General features: G+C 68.5%; 15 protein-coding genes. 13 read left to right on the forward strand and 2 right to left on the reverse strand.

Annotation, left to right across the window (positions count from 1 at the left end):
- Positions 1–70: 70 nt before the first annotated feature.
- Positions 71–1,261 carry a THUMP-like domain-containing protein gene (locus OSC27_RS13390; protein WP_267181967.1) on the reverse strand — a complete coding sequence of 397 codons (1,191 nt, stop codon included), beginning with the start codon at positions 1,259–1,261 and terminating at the stop codon, positions 71–73.
- 162 nt (positions 1,262–1,423) lie between these two features.
- On the opposite strand from OSC27_RS13390, the gene groES reads away from it, so the two are divergent.
- The 3 genes from groES to guaB all read left to right on the forward strand — a co-directional run bounded on the left by groES (position 1,424) and on the right by guaB (position 4,560).
- Positions 1,424–1,720 (forward strand): co-chaperone GroES, encoded by a 297-nt coding sequence (groES, locus tag OSC27_RS13395; RefSeq protein ID WP_267181968.1) that lies wholly within the window; start codon positions 1,424–1,426, stop codon positions 1,718–1,720.
- A 204-nt stretch (positions 1,721–1,924) separates the two neighbouring features.
- Entirely contained in the window at positions 1,925–2,920 is a 996-nt protein-coding gene (rarD, locus tag OSC27_RS13400; RefSeq protein WP_267181969.1) for an EamA family transporter RarD, read from the forward strand.
- A gap of 137 nt (positions 2,921–3,057) precedes the next feature.
- Positions 3,058–4,560, forward strand: coding sequence for an IMP dehydrogenase (guaB, locus tag OSC27_RS13405; RefSeq protein WP_267181970.1), 1,503 nt, complete (start codon positions 3,058–3,060; stop codon positions 4,558–4,560).
- Between the two features lie 79 nt (positions 4,561–4,639).
- On the opposite strand, the gene OSC27_RS13410 is transcribed toward guaB, so the two are convergent.
- Positions 4,640–5,788 (reverse strand): MalY/PatB family protein, encoded by a 1,149-nt coding sequence (locus OSC27_RS13410; protein WP_267181971.1) that lies wholly within the window; start codon positions 5,786–5,788, stop codon positions 4,640–4,642.
- Between the two features lie 90 nt (positions 5,789–5,878).
- On the opposite strand from OSC27_RS13410, the gene OSC27_RS13415 reads away from it, so the two are divergent.
- The 10 genes from OSC27_RS13415 to acs all read left to right on the forward strand — a co-directional run bounded on the left by OSC27_RS13415 (position 5,879) and on the right by acs (position 16,984).
- Complete coding sequence (locus OSC27_RS13415; RefSeq protein WP_267182182.1) at positions 5,879–6,997, forward strand: GuaB3 family IMP dehydrogenase-related protein; 1,119 nt, start codon at positions 5,879–5,881, stop codon at positions 6,995–6,997.
- A 96-nt stretch (positions 6,998–7,093) separates the two neighbouring features.
- Complete coding sequence (locus OSC27_RS13420) at positions 7,094–8,818, forward strand: glycerol-3-phosphate dehydrogenase/oxidase (protein ID WP_267181972.1); 1,725 nt, start codon at positions 7,094–7,096, stop codon at positions 8,816–8,818.
- 83 nt (positions 8,819–8,901) lie between these two features.
- The gene (locus tag OSC27_RS13425; RefSeq protein WP_267181973.1) at positions 8,902–9,441 is read left to right on the forward strand and encodes a cation:proton antiporter regulatory subunit; all 540 of its coding nucleotides are present in this window, start codon (positions 8,902–8,904) and stop codon (positions 9,439–9,441) included.
- A 2-nt stretch (positions 9,442–9,443) separates the two neighbouring features.
- Positions 9,444–10,865 carry a cation:proton antiporter gene (locus OSC27_RS13430; RefSeq protein WP_267181974.1) on the forward strand — a complete coding sequence of 474 codons (1,422 nt, stop codon included), beginning with the start codon at positions 9,444–9,446 and terminating at the stop codon, positions 10,863–10,865.
- 44 nt (positions 10,866–10,909) lie between these two features.
- Positions 10,910–11,704: an SURF1 family protein gene (locus OSC27_RS13435; protein WP_267181975.1), complete on the forward strand. Its 795-nt coding sequence runs from the start codon at positions 10,910–10,912 to the stop codon at positions 11,702–11,704.
- 4 nt (positions 11,705–11,708) lie between these two features.
- Entirely contained in the window at positions 11,709–12,236 is a 528-nt protein-coding gene (locus OSC27_RS13440) for a DUF3817 domain-containing protein (RefSeq protein WP_267181976.1), read from the forward strand.
- A gap of 88 nt (positions 12,237–12,324) precedes the next feature.
- Positions 12,325–13,896: a glutamine-hydrolyzing GMP synthase gene (gene guaA / locus OSC27_RS13445; RefSeq protein WP_267181977.1), complete on the forward strand. Its 1,572-nt coding sequence runs from the start codon at positions 12,325–12,327 to the stop codon at positions 13,894–13,896.
- Between the two features lie 40 nt (positions 13,897–13,936).
- Complete coding sequence (locus tag OSC27_RS13450; RefSeq protein ID WP_267181978.1) at positions 13,937–14,254, forward strand: hypothetical protein; 318 nt, start codon at positions 13,937–13,939, stop codon at positions 14,252–14,254.
- Positions 14,255–14,362: 108 nt separating this feature from the next.
- The gene (locus OSC27_RS13455; RefSeq protein ID WP_267181979.1) at positions 14,363–14,995 is read left to right on the forward strand and encodes an acetate uptake transporter; all 633 of its coding nucleotides are present in this window, start codon (positions 14,363–14,365) and stop codon (positions 14,993–14,995) included.
- A 12-nt stretch (positions 14,996–15,007) separates the two neighbouring features.
- Complete coding sequence (acs, locus tag OSC27_RS13460) at positions 15,008–16,984, forward strand: acetate--CoA ligase (protein WP_267181980.1); 1,977 nt, start codon at positions 15,008–15,010, stop codon at positions 16,982–16,984.
- Position 16,985 lies beyond the last annotated feature (1 nt).

Raw genomic sequence — 16,985 nt, forward strand, 5'->3', positions numbered from 1 at the left:
GTGGGGCGCGAAACGCACCCTCCCGGCCCTTCGTGTCGTGTCGGCCGAGGCGTTCGACGAGTGAGTCCTGTCAGCCGAGGCGTTCGACGAGCAGCGCCGTGTGCCGGCCGGCGACCCGGGTGAGCACGACGGTCGCGCTCTGCGAGCCGGTCAGCGCCAGCCGCTTGCGCAACGCGGCCGGGTCGACGTCGACGCCGCGCTTCTTGATCTCCAGCGTGCCGATGTCGCGCGTGCGCAGGGCCCGGGCGAGCTCCTTCGTGGCGAACGGCAGCTCCTCGAGCACACGGAAACCGGTGGCGAACGGGGTGAGGGCGGCGGCATCCGTCGTCAGCCAGGCAATGCCCTCGCTGATCATGCGGCCGCCGAGACTGCGGGCGAGGTCGCCGATGAGTCTCGCGCGGATCACGGCGCCATTCGGTTCGTAGAGGTACTCGCCGAGGGCGCCGACGGGCTCGTCGTCGCTGTCGGCGGCGGCGGTCAGCTCGGCCGTGCCGTCTGCGCTGATCACCAGGGCGGCACGGCGAACGCCCGCGCGTCGCAGCGGGCCGAACCACACGCCGAGTTCGACCACCTGGCCGTCGACGCTCACCCACTGCGCCTCCGCCTCGGTCGGGATCAGCGCACGATCGAGGCCGGGGCCGAGCTTGACGCCGACCGGCAGCCGGTCGGCCAGGCCGAACGCGAAGTCGAGCGGCGGCGAGAAGTCGCTCGGATCGTTCAGCCGCCGGGTGTCAGTGTGACCGGAGGTGCGACGCGCAGGGTCGAGCCACACGGCATCCGCTGCGCTGAGGTCTGTGTCGGCGGCGCTCTGGTGCAGCACGCGCGTGCGGGGGAACGGCGCGAGGTTGTAGCTGGCGACGGTGGCGGTGACCTCGTCGGCGTCGACGGCCGTGACGTCGAGGTCGAGCGCGGCCATGGCCATGGCGTCGCCGCCGATGCCGCAGCCGAGATCGGTGACGTGCGTGAGGCCCGCGTCGCGGAATCGCCCTGCGTGCAGCGCCGCGACCCGCAGCCGGGTGGCCTGCTCGAGGCCGGCCTCGGTGAACAGCATGCGGCGGGCGAAGTCGCCGAACTTGTCGAGGGCGCGCTGGCGCAGCCGGGCCTGCGTGAGCACCGTCGCGACCAGCGAGGGGGAGTGGCCCTGCCTGCGCAGCGTCGTGACGAGTCGCACGACGTCTGCCGCCGATTCGTACGGCGGCAGCGAGTCGAGCAGCCGCAACCCCTCGGGCGACAGCAACTCGACCAGTTCGGCTCTCTCCATGCCGCCAACCTATCGCGACGAAGCCGGGCACCCGGTTCGCGCCAGCCGCCCGGTTCGTTGGCACTCGCCTTGCAGGAGTGCCAACGAACGTTCTAAACTCTTACTTAGCACTCTCGGTGTGAGTGTGCTAACTCCAGTCTTCGTCTAAGAAAGAGGTCAACCGTGTCGGTCTCCATCAAGCCGCTCGAGGATCGCATCGTCATCAAGCAGGTCGAGGCTGAGCAGACCACTGCATCCGGTCTGGTCATCCCGGACACCGCGAAGGAGAAGCCCCAGGAGGGCGAGGTCGTCGCGGTGGGCCCCGGCCGCATCGACGACAACGGCAACCGCGTGCCGCTCGACGTCAAGGTCGGCGACAAGGTGCTCTACTCCAAGTACGGCGGAACCGAGGTCAAGTTCGGCGCCGACGAGTTCCTGGTGCTCTCGGCCCGCGACGTTCTCGCGGTCGTCGAGCACTAAAGCTCTGTAGCGACGAACGGAAGCCCTGGGTGAGTCACCCCGGGCTTCCGTTCGTTTAAGCGAGCGGATGCTGCGCCGCATCCGCTCGCCTGTGAAGCGCCCGCAGAGCAGCGCGCCTGTGCAGCGCCCGCAGAGCAGCGCGCCTCGAGCCGCGGGTCTCGAGCAGCGCACCTCGAGCCGCGCGCCCTGGCTTAGGCTTGGTCGGTGACGCGCAGCACCGAGTCGGCCCAGAGCGTGTCCGCTGCCGCCCCCGCGCGCTCCGGCATTCTCTACGCGATCGGCGCGTACTGCCTCTGGGGCTTCCTGCCGATCTACTTCATCATTCTGCAGCCGGCCGGTGCCTTCGAGATCGTCGCCTGGCGGGTGCTGTTCTCGCTCGTGTTCTGCGCGATCATCGTCGCCGTGACGCGCAGCTGGCGCGCTCTCGTCGGCGTGCTGCGTCGCCCGCGCGTCGTGCTCATCATGGGGCTGGCCGGGGCCCTCATCTACGTGAACTGGCAGACGTATGTGATCGGCGTGGAATCCGGGCGCGTGGTCGAGGCGGCGCTCGGCTACTTCATCAACCCGATCGTCACGGTGTTCCTCGGCGTCATCGTGCTGCGAGAGCGCCTGCGCATGACGCAGTGGATCGCGGTGGGCATCAGCATTCTCGCGGTGGTGGTGCTCGCGGTCGGCTACGGCTCGCTGCCGTGGATCGCGCTCGTGCTCGCGTTCTCGTTCGGCCTTTACGGGCTCGTGAAGAAGCAGGTGGGCGGCACGGTCGACGCCGTTTCCGGGCTCACGCTCGAGACGGTCTGGCTGGCGCCCGTCGCGGTGATCCAGCTGATCGTGGTCGGCTCCACGAGCGGAATCGTGTTCGGCACGGTGAGCACGTGGCACACCATTGCGATGCTCGGCACCGGCGTCATCACCGCGGTGCCGCTGCTGCTGTTCGCCGCCGCCTCGCGGCGCCTGCCGCTCATCTACCTCGGGCTCATCCAGTACTTCGCGCCGTTCATCCAGTTCCTCGTCGGGGTGCTCCTGCTGCACGAGTCCATGCCGCCGGAGCGCTGGTTCGGGTTCTCGCTGGTGTGGCTGGCGCTCGTGATCCTCACGCTCGACATGGTGCGCTCGATGCGGCGGCAGCGTCGCGCCGGGCGGGTCGCAGCCGACGGGTGCGAGCCGGGCGGCACCCCGACGGCGGATCCGCTGCCGGAGTAGGCGGGCTGCGGCATCCGGCCTCGACACGCGCCTGCGGCGCTACTCGACCACCGGGCATCCGGGGCGACGGCTCGGAATACGCCAAGCGTTCTGCCGTTAGCATGGAGTATCCACCGACTCGACGCGCAAGGGGTGAAATGGATCAGACGGATCCGTTCGGTTTCATCGGTTTGACCTATGACGATGTGATGCTGCTGCCAGGGCATACCAACGTCATTCCCAGTGAGGCGGATACATCGTCTCGCCTCACGAAGCGCATCACGGTCGCTTCGCCCCTGCTCTCGTCGGCCATGGACACCGTGACCGAGTCGCGCATGGCCGTCGCCATGGCGCGCAACGGCGGCATCGGGATTCTTCACCGCAATCTCTCGATCGACGACCAGGCGGCGCACGTCGACAAGGTCAAGCGCAGCGAATCGGGCATGATCACGAACCCGGTGACCACCACGCCAGACGCCACTGTCGCCGATGTGGACGCGCTGTGCGGGCAGTTCCGGGTGAGCGGACTTCCGGTGGTCGAGGGCGACGGCAGACTGGTCGGCATCATCACGAATCGTGATATGCGGTTCGTCTCGTCGTTCGAGAAGTCGACGACCCTCGTGCGCGACGTCATGACGCGCACGCCCCTCATCACAGCCCCGATCGGTATCGACCCCGACGGGGCCATCGCCATTCTGGCCGAGCACAAGATCGAGAAGCTTCCCCTGGTCGATGCCGACGGCCGGCTCGGCGGGCTCATCACGGTCAAAGACTTCGACAAGAGCGAGCAGTACCCGAACGCGACGAAGGACGACGAGGGCCGGCTGCGGGTCGGCGCCGCGATCGGCTTCTTCGGCGACGCGTGGGACCGCGCAATGGCGCTGGTGGATGCCGGCGTCGACGTGCTCGTCGTCGACACCGCGAACGGCGACAGCGCCGGAGTGATCGACATCGTGCGCCGGCTGAAGGCCGAGCCGCGGGCATCACACGTTGACATCATCGGCGGCAACGTGGCGACCCGTAGCGGGGCGCAGGCGCTGATCGACGCCGGTGTCGACGCGGTCAAGGTGGGCGTCGGGCCGGGCTCCATCTGCACCACACGCGTCGTCGCGGGTGTTGGGGTGCCGCAGATCACTGCCATCTACGAGGCCTCCCTCGCCGCTCGCGAGAGTGGCGTGCCGGTCATTGCCGACGGCGGCCTGCAGTACTCGGGCGACATCGCGAAGGCGCTCGTCGCCGGTGCGGAGACCGTCATGCTCGGCTCGCTGCTCGCCGGTTGCGACGAGAGCCCGGGCGACCTCGTGTTCGTGAACGGCAAGCAGTTCAAGAAGTACCGCGGCATGGGCTCGCTCGGCGCGCTGCAGACCCGCGGCAAGAAGACCTCGTACTCGCGTGACCGCTACTTCCAGGCGGATGTGCCGAGCGACGAGCAGCTCATCGCCGAGGGCATCGAGGGCCAAGTGCCCTACCGCGGGCCGCTGTCAGCGGTCGCCTACCAGCTGACGGGCGGGCTGCGGCAGTCCATGTTCTATGTGGGAGCCCGCACGATCCCCGAGCTGCGCGAGCGCGGCAAGTTCGTGCGCATCACGCCCGCCGGTCTGAAGGAGTCGCACCCCCACGACATCCAGATGGTGGTCGAGGCCCCGAACTACCGCCGCTGACCGGTCGCCCGCTGCCGTCCGCTCCTGCTGCGTGAGAGACGGCAGGGCAGGGCAGGGCAGGGCAGGGCAGGGGAGCGGGCTAGCGAGCGGATGCTGCTGCCAGGCGCTCGATCGCCTGGCGCAGCACGTCCGCGGAGCACGCGAAGTTCAGGCGGGCGAAGCCGCGGCCCTCTGCGCCGAAGGTCGGGCCGTTGCTCAGAGCGACGCGAGCATCCGCGAGAGCGCGGCGCGCCGGATCGTCGCCCCAGCCGAGAGGCTCGAGGCCCAGCCAGGCCAGGTAGCTGGCGTGCGGCTCGCGATATTCCACGGACGGCATGTGTTCCGAGAGCAGGCCCGTCAGCAGTCGACGATTCAGCTCGATCGCGTCGATCACGCTGTCGAGCCAGCCCGTCGCCTCGGTGAGGGCGACCGTGCTCGCGATGCGGCCGAAGAGGCTGGTACGAAAGTGCACCTCTTCTGGCAGGGCGTGCACGAGCCGGGCCATCCGCTCGCCTGCTGTGACGAACATGGCGCACTTCAAGCCGGCCAGGTTGAAGGCCTTGCTCGCCGACTCGGCGGCGATGCCGTGCTCGCGCGCGGCATCCGAGACGGTGAGGTACGGCGTGAAGCGCGCGTCGCGGTGTGTGAGCGGGGCGTGGATCTCGTCGCTCACGACGAAGCCGCCGTGCCGGTCCACGATCTCGGCGAGAGCGGTCAGCTGCTCACGCGAGTGCACCAGGCCGAGCGGGTTGTGCGGGCTGCACAGCAGCACCGCCCGCGCGCCCGTCGAAAAAGCCCGCTCGATTCCCTCGAGATCGATCGAGGACTCGTGGCCGTCGTCGACGAGCGGAACCTCGACAACGGTGCCGCCGGCCTCGCGCGGCAGGTCGAAGAACGGCGGGTAGACGGGCGGCATCACGATGACGCCGTCGCCCGGCTCGAGCACCAGGCGCAACGCCTCGACGATGACGACGCTGACATCCGTCGTCGTGGAGACCTGCGCCGGGTCAACCTGCCAGCCCCAGCGGTCGAGGGCGAACCGGGCGAAGGCGTCCGGCAGGTCGCTGCCGGCGCCCGCGTACCCGGTGTCGCTGCGCCCGATCGCCGCGACGAGCGCGTCCGCGACCGGCTCGGCCAGCGGGTAGTCCATCTCGGCGACGAAGAGGGGCAGCACGTCGTCGCCGAACTCGCGCCACTTCTCGCTCGTGCGCGTACGCAGCTTCTCGAGTGGGTCGGCGTTCATCTCCATAGCCCCAGCCTGCCCTGTCGAGGGTCACTCGCGCACCTGCTGCCGACAAGGCTTGGCCCGCTCGCACACCGGTAGGCTGGCCGGGTGAGCATGGAAATTGAGATCGGCCGCTCCAAGCGCGCCCGCCGGGTCTACTCGTTCGACGACGTCGCGGTCGTGCCGAGCCGCCGCACGCGCAATCCTGAAGACGTCTCGACGACCTGGGCCATCGACGCCTACCAGTTCGACGTGCCCGTGCTCGCGGCACCCATGGACTCGGTCGTGAGCCCCAAGACGGCCATCATGATGGGCCAGCTGGGCGGCCTGGGCGTGCTCGACCTCGAGGGTCTCTGGACGCGCTACGAAGACCCCGAGCCGCTGCTCGCCGAGATCCGCGAGCTGCCGGGCGAGCGGGCCACGGCGCGCATGCGCGAGCTCTACGCCGAGCCGATCAAGCCCGAGCTCGTCGCCGCGCGGCTCGCCGAGATCCGCGCGGGCGGCGTGACGGTGGCGGGCGCCCTCTCGCCCCAGCGCACGCAGGAGCTGTACGAGACCGTGGTCGCGGCCGGCGTCGACCTCTTCGTCATCCGCGGCACGACCGTCTCGGCCGAGCACGTCTCGAGCGAGCAGCAGCCGCTCAACCTCAAGAAGTTCATCTACGAGCTCGACGTTCCCGTCATCGTCGGCGGCGCGGCCACGTACACCGCCGCGTTGCACCTCATGCGCACGGGCGCGGCCGGCGTGCTCGTGGGCTTCGGCGGCGGCGCGGCATCGACGACGAGGGCGACCCTCGGCATCCATGCCCCCATGGCAACAGCGGTAGCGGATGTCGCCGGTGCCCGCCGTGACTACCTCGACGAGTCGGGCGGCCGCTACGTGCACGTCATCGCCGACGGCGGCCTCGGAACCTCCGGCGACATCGTGAAGGCCATCGCGTGCGGCGCCGACGCCGTCATGCTCGGTACTGCGCTCGCTCGGGCGACGGATGCGCCGGGCGGCGGCTGGCACTGGGGCGCCGAGGCGCACCACTCCCAGCTGCCTCGCGGCAACCGCGTTCAGGTGGGCCAGGTCGCCTCCCTCGAGGGCGTGCTGTACGGCCCCGCCCCGGTCGCCGACGGCACCGCCAACCTCATGGGCGCGCTGCGCCGCTCGATGGCGACGACCGGCTACTCGGACCTCAAGGAATTCCAGCGGGTCGAGGTAGTGGTGGCTCCCTACCACGTGGGCTAGCCTCTGAGGTAGACGGCCCCGGAGGCTCCCGAGCAGGGGCTCGCAAGTCTCGGCGGTGCTCGCCTCCCCGCCGCACCAAGTGTGGGGAGAGCGCTGATGACGCCTGAGCCTGTCACCTATTCGTCCAAGCTGGGCCCGAGCGAGCGGGCTGACGCGATTGCCGCGCTGAAGCAGGGCGAGCTCGACGTGCTCGTCGTCGGCGGAGGCATCGTGGGCACGGGTTCGGCGGTCGATGCCGTGACGCGCGGGCTCACGGTGGGGCTCATCGAGGCCAGGGACTGGGCGTCGGGAACGTCGAGCCGTTCCTCCAAGCTCGTGCACGGCGGAATCCGCTACCTCGAGCAACTCGACTTCCGCCTGGTGCGCGAGGCGCTCATCGAACGCGGTCTGCTGCTGCAGCGGATCGCCCCGCACCTCGTGAAGCCCGTGCGCTTCCTCTACCCGCTCAAGCAGCGGCTCATCGAGCGGGCCTACATCGGCGCAGGCATGCTGCTCTACGACGCCTTCTCGTACACCGGAGGGCGCTCGCCGGGCGTTCCGCACCACCGCCACCTCTCGGCATCCCAGGTGCGCAAGCTGGTGCCGAGCCTGTCGGGTGACGCGTACATCGGCGGCATCACCTACTACGACGCGCAGGTGGATGACGCACGCTATGTCGCGAATCTCGCCAGAACGGCGGCCTACTACGGCGCCCACGTCGCCAACCGTGTGCGCGTCGAGGGGTTCCTCAAGGTGGGTGAGCGCGTGGTGGGTGTCGAGGCGCGGGATCTGCTGACCGACGAGACGTTCGAGATCCATGCCAAGCAGGTGGTGAACGCGACCGGCGTGTGGACCGACGACACGCAGTCGATGGTGGGCGAGCGCGGGCAGTTCAAGGTGCGGGCCTCGAAAGGCATTCACCTCGTCGTGCCGCGCGACCGCTTCCAATCGAAATCGGGGCTGATTCTGCGCACCGAGAAGAGCGTGCTGTTCGTGATTCCCTGGGGCAGGCACTGGCTCATCGGCACGACCGACACCGACTGGCATCTCGACAAGGCGCATCCGGCCGCGACCGCCGCCGACATCGACTACCTGCTCGAGCACGTCAACCAGGTGCTGGCGGTGCCGCTCACGCGGGAGGATGTCGAGGGCGTGTATGCGGGCCTGCGTCCGCTGCTCGCCGGCGAATCCGAGGAGACCTCCAAGCTCTCACGCGAGCACCTGGTGGCGCACTCCGTGCCGGGGCTTGTGGTGATCGCCGGCGGCAAGTGGACCACGTACCGGGTCATGGCGAAGGATGCGATCGACGCTGCCGTCTCCGCCATCGACGGCAAGATCCCCGAGTCGACGACCGAGCACGTGGCGCTCGTGGGCGCCGAGGGATACCAGGCGGCGTGGAACAAGCGCGCCAGGCTGGCGTCGCGCTCCGGCCTGCACCCGGCACGCGTCGAGCACCTGCTCAACCGATACGGAACGCTCACGGAGGACCTGCTCGAGCTCATCCAGCAGCGCCCCGAGCTCGCGGATCCGCTGCCGGGCGCCGACGACTACCTCGGCGCCGAGGTGGTGTATGCGGCGTCGCACGAGGGCGCCATGCATCTCGACGACGTGCTCGCCCGGCGCACCCGCATCTCGATCGAGGCATGGGATCGGGGCGTCTCCGCCGCCCCCGTGGTAGCCGAGCTGATGGGCGAGGTGCTCGGGTGGGACGAGGAGCGGCGTGACCGCGAGGTGGCCTTCTACCTCGAGCGGGTCGCGGCCGAGCGCGCGAGCCAGCAGCAGCCCGACGACGAGTCGGCCGAGCGCGTGCGGCTGGAGGCTCCCGACATCCAGTCGACGTGATCTCCGAGTGACGCACCCCGGGCGTTCCCCGCGGCTTCGATAGGATTGTCGAGGAGCAATCGAGCCGCAAGGAGACGTGAACCATGGTCGATGTTCGACGGGTCAAGCTCCCCGGGGTCGGGGTTCTGCATACGTTCGTCACAGACGACGGAGGAAAGGTGGGCGTCATCGCCCACCGCTCGGGTCACAGCGACCTCATCAGCTTCTCTGACGACACCGACACCGCCGACGTCACGAAAGTCTCCCTTCGTTTGAACGAAGACGAGGCGCACACGCTCGCCGAGCTGCTCGGTGGCACGCAGATCACCGAGTCGCTGACCGCACTCGATCAGATTCCCGGGCTCTCCATCGACTGGTTCACGGTCGACTATGACGACCACATCGCCGGGCAGACGCTGGGCAAGCCGGGCGACCGCGGCTTCGTCGGTCTCACCGTCGTGGCCGTCGTTCGCGGCGAATCGGCGAACCCCGCGCCGTCGGCGGACTTCAAGGTGTTCCCGGGCGACACGCTCGTGGTCGCCGGCTCGCCCGAGAAGGTCGCGAAGGCGTTCACGTTCTACCGCACAGGCGAACTCCCGACAGCGACGTCGGCGATCTCCACCGACGCGCCGCCCGGGATCTGAGCATGAGCCCCGGTGAAGACCTCATCGTCCTCGGCATCCTGCTGCTCGTCGCGTATGTACTCGGGCGTCTCGGCAAGCTGATCGGCCTTCCCGCAATCCCGATCTACATGCTCGTCGGGCTGCTGGCGAGCCCGCACACCGGCTGGTTCCCCCTCAACTTCGAGGCCCACTACATCGAGCTGATCGCGATCTTCGGGCTCGTGCTTCTGCTGTTCAGCCTCGGGCTCGAGTTCGACCAGGAGGAGTTCTTCGGCAACGCCGGCAAGCTCATGATCTCGGGCGGGCTCTACATTCTGCTGAACGTCGGCATCGGGTTCGCCTTCGGCATGATGGTGGGCTGGGGCACCAGAGAGGCGCTCGTCATCGCGGGCATGACGGGCACATCGTCGAGCGCCATCATCACCAAGCTGCTGATCGAGCTGCGGCGCCTCCCCAACGAAGAGACCCCGATGATCCTGGGTGTCACGGTCGTGGGCGACATCTTCATCGCCATCTACCTGGCGATCGTCTCGGTCGTGCTCAGCGGCAAGAGCGACCCGTGGCCGATCGTCGTGCAGCTGACCATCTCGTTCCTGTTCCTGGTGGTGATGTTCTCGGTTGCGAGATGGGGCGGGCGAGTCGTCTCGAGGCTCGTGCGCACCAAAGACGACGAGCTGTTCACCATTCTGTTCTTCGGTCTCGCGGTGCTGTTCGCCGGCATTGGCGAGATCATCGGCGTGACTGACGCTATCGGCGCGTTCCTCATCGGCCTCGTGCTCGGTGCCACGCGCTTCCGCGCCCGCATCGAGCGCGTCACGGTACCGCTGCGCGACGTCTTCGCCGCCTTCTTCTTCCTCAACTTCGGCCTCGAGCTCGACGTCGCCCAGTTCCCGCAGGTGATCGGCGTCGTACTCATCGCCGTCGGCATGACGTTCGTGCTCAACCTCGTCACCGGTCTGCTCATCGCCAAGCTGCATCGGTTCGGCGTCGTCGAGGGCATCAACGCCGCCGGCATTCTCGTGAACCGGGGCGAGTTCACCCTGATTCTCGCCACCCTCGCACTCGCGGCGGGCCTCGACGGCCGGCTCACGCCGTTCGCCGGCCTGTACGTGCTCATCATGGCCGTGCTCGGGCCGCTGTTCGCAGCGAACTCCGAGCGGATCGGTGGTCTACTGAGACGGGGCGCCCCTGCCGCACCGGCCAAGCCCCGCAATCCGATGCTCGATGAGGAGATCGCCCTGGTCGACGCCGCGACCGCCGCTTCCTCCGACGGGCAGCAGACGCGGGCCGCCGTGGATCGCGTCATCGAGGAAGCGATGCGGCAGAGCCAGCCGCACACGTCGACGGAGCGGGCGCCAGGCGGCCGCGACGCATCCGCGGCTCGTGTCGAGGGCGACGCGCCAAGCGGCGCTCAGACACAGCAACGCAAGAGAGAACAGGACTGACGATCAACGAGACACCGGCGGCCCAGCGGGGCCTGCTTCGCACCATGCTGCGCCCCCAGTGGATCGGCGCGCTCGTGTTCGCCATGGTCGTCGCCGCCGGATTCGCCTGGCTCGGGCAGTGGCAACTCGGCCGGGCCATCGAGTCGGGCCAGCCCACGGTGCTGCCGACCGAGCACGTGAAGCCGCTCTCCGCCGTGGCGAAACCCAACGGGCCGATCCGCGACGACGTGACAGGGCAGCTGGTGCGCGCCACGGGCTCATATGTACCGCACGACTACCAGATCATCGAGCAGCGGCTCAACCATTCGGCCACGGGCTACTGGGTGGCAGCGCACTTCGCGCTTGACGACACGGATGCCGCGGGCAAGCCGGTCGCGCTGGCCGTCGCCCGAGGGTGGGCGCCCACAAAGCACGAGGCCGCTGCCGTGATCCGACAGCTGAACGCGCAGCCGGCCGAGCAGGTCACGCTGACGGGGCGGCTGCTTCCCACAGAGGCACCCGAGACGCCCAAACAGGGCCTGGACCCGCAGACGCTGAACCAGATGTCGGTTGCCGCGCTCTACAACCGCTGGTCGGGGGTCGACGGCGCCGACGTGTATTCGGCCTATGTGGTCGACCACCACCCGCCCGCCGGGCTCGACGAGATCTACTCGCCGCCGCCCATCGAGCAGACGACGCTCAACTGGCTCAACATCTTCTATGCGGTCGAGTGGGCGGTCTTCGCCGGCTTCGCCCTGTATCTCTGGTACCGCATCGTTCGCGACGTGTGGGAACGCGAGATCGAGGACGCCGAGGAGGCGGCCGCCCAATCCGGTGACATCGACGAGAAAGTAGACTGAGGCCATGCCGCGCACACCCGAATCCGACGAGGACGCGTCCCTTCTTCGCCGCATTCTCACCCAGCTCTCGTCGGCGTCGTCGGCCCGCCCGCGCACCGTCGACGTGCCGAAGATCCCGGGTGCGCTGCGGCTCTACCGCGTCACCGCGTACATCACCGGCATCATGCTGCTGCTGCTCGTGGCCGAGATGATCGTCAAGTACGGCATGGGCTACTCGCTCTACGCGTTCGTGCCCGGCGGCGGCGTGCTGCAGTTCGTGCAGTACAACCCGCTCGTGCACAACCTGCACGGCATCGACCTTTCCACCGGCATCCTCATCGCCCATGGTTGGCTCTACGTGCTCTACCTCTTCGCCGACTTCCGGCTGTGGAGCCTCATGCGACTCTCGTTCACCAAGTTCGTGCAGATCGCACTCGGCGGGGTTATTCCGTTCATGTCGTTCATCGTTGAGCACATCATCACGCGCCAGGTGCGCGACTACCTCGCCTCGCGCGAGGCGAAGGAGAAGATGAAAGTGGAGGCCTCCCATTAGCGCCGAGAGCAGCACTCCTTCCGAGACCGGCACTCCTTCCGAGAGCAGCGCGCCTGCCGAGAGCGGCACGCACGGTGTCGACACCGCGGTGACGGATGCCGCCGCGCATCCGGTGCTCGTCGTCGACTTCGGGGCCCAGTACGCGCAACTCATCGCGCGGCGGGTGCGCGAGGCATCGGTCTACTCCGAGATCGTGCCGCACACCATCACCGCAGACGAGGTGGCGGCGAAGCGCCCGGCGGGAATCGTGCTGTCGGGCGGCCCGTCGAGTGTGTACGAGGCCGGGGCGCCGAGCCTCGACACCGGCATCTTCGAGCTGGGCGTGCCCGTGCTCGGCATCTGCTACGGCTTCCAGGTGATGGCGACCGCGCTCGGCGGCGAGGTCGCGCATACCGGCCGTCGCGAGTACGGCTCGACCGACGTGTCGGTGACGGGGGCCGGGGTGCTGCTCGACGGCCAGCCGGCGCAGCAGACCGCGTGGATGAGCCACGGCGACTCGGTCGCGAAGGCGCCGGCCGGGTTCCGCGTGCTCGCGTCAAGCGACTCGACGCCGGTCGCCGCGTTCGCCGACGACGAGCGCCGGCTCTACGGCGTGCAGTGGCACCCCGAGGTCAAGCACTCGCCGTTCGGGCAGCAGGTGCTCGAGAACTTCCTGCACCGCGCGGCCGGGATCCCGGCCGACTGGAACAGCGGCAACGTGATCGCCGACCAGGTTGCGCAGATCCGTGCGCAGGTCGGCGGCGGCAAGGTCATCTGCGGGCTCTCCGGCGGCGTCGACTCCGCCGTCGCGGCCGCGCTCGTGCACCAGGCCGTCGGCGACCAACTCGTGTGCGTGTTCGTCGACCACGGGCTGCTGCGGCAGGATGAGCGCAGGCAGGTCGAGGAGGAATATGTCGCGGCCACCGGCATCCGTCTGGTCACGGTCGATGCGCGGGAGCGCTTCCTGGGCGCGCTCGCCGGCGTGAGCGACCCGGAGGAGAAGCGCAAGATCATCGGGCGCGAGTTCATTCGCACGTTCGAGCAGGCGCAGGTCGACCTCATCGCCGAGGCGGCGGAGGAGGGCGACCCCATTCGGTTCCTCGTGCAGGGCACGCTCTACCCCGACGTCGTCGAGTCGGGCGGCGGCAGCGGAACCGCCAACATCAAGAGCCACCACAACGTGGGCGGCCTGCCGGAAGACCTGCAGTTCGAGCTCGTCGAGCCGCTGCGCACCCTGTTCAAAGACGAGGTGCGGGCCATCGGTCGCCAGCTGGGGCTGCCCGAGGCGATCGTGGGGCGCCAGCCGTTCCCCGGCCCGGGCCTCGGCATTCGCATCGTGGGTGAGGTCACCGAAGAGAGACTGGAGCTGCTGCGACAGGCGGATGCGATTGCTCGCGCCGAGCTGACGGCCGCCGGTCTCGACGACGAAATTTGGCAGTGCCCGGTGGTGCTGCTCGCCGACGTGCGCTCCGTGGGGGTGCAGGGCGACGGGCGCACCTACGGGCACCCGATCGTGCTGCGGCCGGTGTCGAGCGAAGACGCGATGACGGCAGACTGGACGCGCCTGCCCTACGACGTACTTGCGCGCATCTCGAACCGCATCACGAACGAGGTCGAGGGCGTCAACCGTGTGGTGCTCGACGTGACGTCGAAGCCGCCGGGCACCATCGAGTGGGAGTAGCGGGGCGCAGCCCGATCGGTCAGCGGGTACGGTGGGCCGCATGCGCGATCGAACGAGGGTGCGGGAGCAGGCGGCGCTGACCACGTCGGGCGGCGCACGCTGGCTGGTGATGGGCGGGCTGCTCGGCATCATCTGCGCCGGCGTGCTCGTGGCGCTGCTGTGGAGCGCCGCGCCCGGGGTCGCGATCGGCGGTCTCATCGCCGTCGTCGTGTTCTACGCCGCCATGGTGATCGCCCGGCTCGCGATCGGGCCGGGGCGGCGTCGACTCGCCGTCATGGCGATCGGGATGGGATGCCTCGCGGCATCCGCTCTCGTCTGCGTTCTCATCATTGCGGGCGCGAGCCGGGTGGCGACGTGATCACGCGCTCGTGCTGACGAATCTGGGTCTTTTCTGACTGACCCCCGAGAGAGTAGCGTGACACTCGCAGACCGGCGCAAGGGCCGATCGCAGAAGGAGTTGACAACGATGTCGAATGATTCCCGCACCGGTTTTCCGGTCGTCCCTGAGGCGCCCGCCTCTCCCGCCACCGCAGTCGTCGCAGGGTTCGGCGATCCGGCAGGCCTCGGACTCGGCGCCTTCGCGCTCACGACGTTCGTGCTGAGCGTCGTCAACGCCGGCTGGGTCGCCGGCGGCGCGGTCGGTGCTGTTCTCGGTCTCGCTCTGTTCTACGGCGGCGTGGCGCAGCTGTTTGCCGGCATGTGGGAGTTCGCGAACCGCAACACGTTCGGCGCCGTGGCGTTCAGCTCATATGGAGCGTTCTGGCTGTCATTCTGGTACCTTGAGACGTTCGTCAAGCTGCCCGGCAGCGACGCCGGCGCCGCGGTCGGCCTCTACCTTCTGGCGTGGGGCATCTTCACCCTCTATATGACCATCGCAGCGTTCCGCACCAACTGGATCGTCTTCTTCGTCTTCGTCTTCCTGACCCTGACCTACTTCGCCCTGGCGTTCGGCGATTTCGCGGGGGTGAAGGGCCTGTCGATGCTCGGCGGTTACCTCGGTATCCTTACCGCGCTGCTAGCTTGGTATGGTTCGTTCGCAACGGTAACAAACTTCACGTTCAAGAGGATCGTCCTCCCCGTCGGTCCTGCAAGCAAGTAGCAAAGGCGCACAATGACTGACGAAGCAACGACCCCCGAACCCACCCTCGCCAACCTTCTCCGCGAGAACCGGCGCTTTGCGCCGAGTGACACGTTCGCCGCGCAGGCGAATGTGAAAGCGGATGCGTATGCCGAGGCATCCGAAGACCGTCTCGCGTTCTGGGACAAGCAGGCGAAGCGACTCAGCTGGAACGAGCCGTGGACGCAGACTCTCGACTGGTCGAACGCGCCGTTCGCGAAGTGGTTCGTGGGCGGCAAGCTCAACGCCGCGTACAACTGCCTCGACCGGCACGTGGAGGCCGGCATCGGCGACCGCGTCGCCTACTACTTCGAGGGCGACCGCGGCGACACCAGAACCATCACATACCAGGAGCTCACGGCGCTGGTGTGCCAGGCCGCGAACGCGCTCACGGAGCTGGGCGTGAAGAAGGGCGACCGCGTCGCCATCTACATGCCGATGATCCCCGAGACCGTCGTTGCGATGCTCGCGTGCGCCCGGCTCGGCGCCCCGCACACCGTCGTCTTCGGCGGTTTCTCGGCCGACGCGCTGCGCAGTCGCATCGATGACTGCCAAGCGAGGGTCGTCATCACGGCCGACGGCGGGTTCCGCAAGGGCAACACCTCGCCGCTGAAGCCGGCCGTCGACCAGGCCATCGCCGACGGAGCCGACGTCGACACCGTTCTCGTCGTGAAGCGCACCGGCGACGACGTCGAGTGGGTCGAAGGACGCGACGTGTGGTGGCATGACACCGTCGAGAAGGCGTCGACCACGCACGAGGCCGAGGCGTTCGACGCCGAGCATCCGCTGTATGTCATGTATACCTCGGGTACGACCGGCAAGCCCAAGGGCATTCTGCACACGACCGGCGGGTACATGGTGGGCTGCGCGTACACGCAGTGGGCGGTGTTCGACCTCAAGCCCGAGACCGATGTGTACTGGACGGCGGCCGACATCGGCTGGGTCACCGGCCACAGCTACATCGTGTACGGGCCGCTCGCCAACGGCACGACCTCGGTCATGTACGAGGGCACGCCCGACTCGCCGCACCAGGGCCGCTGGTGGGAGATCATCGACAAGTACAAGGTGACCCAGCTCTACTGCGCGCCCACCGCGATCCGCACCCTCATGAAGTGGGGCGCCCAGGTGCCGGCGAAGTACGACCTGTCGAGCCTCAAGCTGATCGGGTCGGTCGGCGAGCCGATCAACCCTGAGGCGTACGTCTGGTACCGGCACCACATCGGCCATGACAAGACTCCGGTGGTCGATACGTGGTGGCAGACCGAGACCGGCATGATCATGGTCAGCCCGCTGCCCGGCGTGACGGCGGGCAAGCCGGGTGCGGCCATGAAGGCGCTGCCGGGCGTGTCGGCGGATGTGGTCGATGACGCGGGCAAGTCGGTGCCAGACGGGTCGGGCGGCTACATGGTGCTGACCGAGCCGTGGCCTGCCATGCTGCGCACCGTCTGGGGCGATGACCAGCGCTACATCGACACGTACTGGTCCAGGTTCCCCGGCCTCTACTTCGCAGGCGATGGCGCCAAGAAGGATGAGGACGGCGACATTTGGCTGCTGGGCCGTGTCGACGACGTGATGAACGTCTCGGGCCACCGGCTGTCGACGACGGAGATCGAGTCGGCGCTCGTCTCGAACGAGAAGGTCGCGGAGGCGGCCGTCGTGGGGGCCTCGGACGAGCTGACCGGGCAGGCCGTCGTGGCGTTCGTGATCCTGCGCAGTGAGGCCGGAAACGGCGGGCCCGATGTCGTGGCCGAGTTGCGCGAGCACGTGGCCAAGGAGATCGGCAAGCTCGCAAGGCCCAGGCAGATCATGGTCGTGCCGGAGCTGCCGAAGACGCGAAGCGGCAAGATCATGCGGCGCCTGCTGCGCGACGTTGCCGAGCACCGCGAGATCGGCGACGTCACCACGCTGGCCGACTCGTCGGTCATGGATCTCATTCAGGAGGGCATGCGCACGGGCGCGCACGACGACTGAG

This window comes from Microbacterium sp. STN6 (assembly GCF_026410545.1).
In the GTDB taxonomy this organism is placed as follows: Bacteria; Actinomycetota; Actinomycetes; order Actinomycetales; family Microbacteriaceae; genus Root112D2.